A 227-nucleotide genomic window follows, 5' to 3' on the forward strand; every position below is an offset into this window, starting at 1 on the left:
ATCCGCTGGCGCCACCAGGTCACCGGCATTGCCACGCGCGACGACGGCGCGCTGCTGACCGTCCACACCCCCGACGGCGACTACGCGCTGGACGCTGCCTGGGTGCTGGCCTGCGACGGCTCGCGCTCGCCCCTGCGTGGCCTGATGGGGCTGGAGAGCAAGGGGCGCATCTTCCGCGACCGCTTTTTGATTGCCGACGTGAAGATGGCGGCCGATTTCCCGACCGA

Annotated in this window: 1 protein-coding gene; it reads left to right on the forward strand. The window is 70.0% G+C overall.

Annotation, left to right across the window (positions count from 1 at the left end; genetic code table 11):
• A partial coding sequence (locus HA630_RS00305) for an FAD-dependent monooxygenase (RefSeq protein WP_208299877.1) occupies window positions 1–227 on the forward strand: 227 nt, incomplete at both ends.

The organism is Aquabacterium sp. A08, from assembly GCF_011742065.1.